Raw genomic sequence first — 2,389 nt, forward strand, 5'->3', positions numbered from 1 at the left:
AAGATGGAGTAAAAGATGGAAACATAAAGGTATCCGCAAGTTTATATACTCAACAGCATAAAGATGAAGAGAATAATATAAACTTTAATGCCCAAATTGGTTATTTTATCAATAGTGATATTGAAGCTCTTATTGGTCTTAATACGGTATCAAGGAAAGATGATGAGTTTGACTATACTCTCTCTCCTGGATTGAACTATTACTTCTATAAAACTCCATTAGTAACACCATATATTGGTGCTAAATTTTACTACTGGAACAGCTCTTTTGAATATATAAAAGAGGAGAAAGGGGCTACAGTATATATTGGTACTCATCTCTTTTTGAATGAAAATATTGCTGTTACTCCTGAGTTTGGTGCAAACTACATTGATTTTGAGTCCACTAAAGGTACATACTTTAATACCTTTTTAACCTATTTTTTTAATTAGGAGCAATAGATGAAAAATATTTTAATTTTTTCAACAATAGCACTACTACTCGTAGGGTGTGATGTACATAAAAAAGATATGGAGGATATTACTCTTTTGGACAAAAGTGAGAGTGTTGATTTTGAGGCAACAGGTAGATATGATTTGCGTGAATATATTCTACCAGCTAAGAGTCAGACGAATATCTATCAAAGAGTGAAACTAAGAGATAGTGGAGGAGATAGAGAGTATAAAGAGCCTTATATGATCAATAATGATGATCATATAGAGTATCTTGTCGATGGTGATACAATCAAAGAGTTATATGATACTGATTATACTATAACAGATTCTAAAATTATAAAAAAAGAGCTTGTTGATGATTTTTATGACATTAGAGAGTATCGTAGAAATCTAAACATTGGTGACTTTTACTATATATATGAGTATGTAGATGCAGAATCTGTACTCTATCAAGTTGGATACACGAAGTGTAAAGTAACCGAACATCTGGATACACAAGAGATACTTGATAAGAGTTACAGCGATATACTGCATCTTAGCTGTGAACAGGAGTCAAAAGAGGGTGTAAGAGGTGAGTTTAGTGAGAGAAAGATTTTTGTCTCTGAGTACTATTATGCCAAAAATATAGGTCAAATTGCCGCCGTAGGTGAAGTCTGTACAGAAAAAACTTATGATAAGACCTATCGACAATGCACCAAAACAACAAAAAAATTAATCAACATAGTTGACTAAAATTTTTATTAAAGGATAGAAAATGAAAAAAATATTAATTCTAAGCTCAATAGTCTCACTTTTAATACTGGGATGTGGTTCAGACGGAGATAGTGATAATGATAGTGGTGATAAAAAAAGTATTGATGCTGCATTAAAAATTGGAGATGTTGCTTATAGTACACCTGCTGGTATAGATTTTGGAAATAAGATGAGTACTAGTCTCAATAAAATGCAAAAAACTATCTATAAAAAAAGTTCTCTAAACATTGCAAAAACAACAGAATATTGCTCTGAGACAGGAACAATGAGTTATGACGAGAGTGACACAACGGTAACTGTGGCTTTTGATAAGTGTATAAACCTAAATAATGAGACATATACATATGAGTATTATAATGGTAGTTTAAGTGTAAACGAAAGTGAAAATCAAACCAGTATCATTGCTCAACAATATACATATGTACCAAATACCTATTATCCCAATACAGGAACCTATATGAATCTATCCATAGAGACTAGAGAGAATGGGGATATTAGCGAGATAGAGATTGATGGTGAAATGAAGGAGTTTGACAACAACTATATCTTGGAAGATATGAATTTTGATAAACTTACAATCAAAGAGAATAGCTCAAACAGTGCTATCTATATTGGTGGAGGATATTCATACAAGGCAGGTTGTTTAGATGAGTCACACAGATACAACACGACAGAGTGGTTAATTCCAAGTAGCACAGATGATGATATTATCTCTGGTACTATTATTGTTGATAACAAAACCTATATCTATAATAGTCCTAATGTTACGGTGAAAGTTGATGATAGAGAAGGAACATTTAACCAAAGCGAATTAAGAGCAGAGACTGTAAGTAAGAAAAATTCAAATGAGTGCACTTCTAGTACAATGAAGCTTCAGTAAAATGGTGGGCAGAAATGCTCCACCTAAAATAGCTCCTAGAGTATATCCAAAATCTTTTTAACCTTTCTAGCAGGATTCTCATCCCGATAAATAGGTCGCCCAATCACAGGAAAATCAACCCCCTCCTTGATTGCCATCTCTAGCGTAGCCACTCTCTGCTGGTCTCCTGCATCCTCACCAAAAGGTCGAATCCCTGGGCAGAGAGTTAGAAACTTACTACTTGTAGCATTTTTAATCGCCCTACTCTCAAATGTAGAGCAGACTACACCATCCAAACCATTTTCATAACTCATCTTAGCAAACTGCTCTGCTTTTTCATCTA

General features: G+C 33.7%; 4 protein-coding genes. 3 read left to right on the forward strand and 1 reads right to left on the reverse strand.

The genetic code is table 11. The features are described from left to right. The 3 genes from GSY74_RS03740 to GSY74_RS03750 form a co-directional block, all read left to right on the forward strand. On the forward strand, window positions 1–431 hold a 431-nt coding region (locus tag GSY74_RS03740; RefSeq protein ID WP_164663767.1), incomplete at its 5' end, for a hypothetical protein. A gap of 9 nt (window positions 432–440) precedes the next feature. Further along, window positions 441–1,166, forward strand: a complete 726-nt coding sequence (locus GSY74_RS03745; protein WP_164663768.1) for a hypothetical protein — start codon at window positions 441–443, stop codon at window positions 1,164–1,166. Window positions 1,167–1,188: 22 nt separating this feature from the next. Next, window positions 1,189–2,067: a hypothetical protein gene (locus GSY74_RS03750; protein WP_164663769.1), complete on the forward strand. Its 879-nt coding sequence runs from the start codon at window positions 1,189–1,191 to the stop codon at window positions 2,065–2,067. Between the two features lie 35 nt (window positions 2,068–2,102). On the opposite strand, the gene GSY74_RS03755 is transcribed toward GSY74_RS03750, so the two are convergent. Then, the coding region (locus tag GSY74_RS03755) for an orotidine 5'-phosphate decarboxylase / HUMPS family protein (protein ID WP_188108690.1) at window positions 2,103–2,389 on the reverse strand (287 nt) is incomplete at its 5' end.

It is taken from the genome of Sulfurovum sp. bin170, from assembly GCF_010892395.1.
GTDB lineage: Bacteria > Campylobacterota > Campylobacteria > Campylobacterales > Sulfurovaceae > UBA1140.

What these genes read in the sequence shown, in the direction of transcription:
- GSY74_RS03745 (WP_164663768.1), top strand. Translation starts at nt 441, where the DNA reads ATGAAAAATATTTTAATTTTTTCAACAATAGCACTACTACTCGTAGGG.
- GSY74_RS03750 (WP_164663769.1), top strand. Translation starts at nt 1,189, where the DNA reads ATGAAAAAAATATTAATTCTAAGCTCAATAGTCTCACTTTTAATACTG.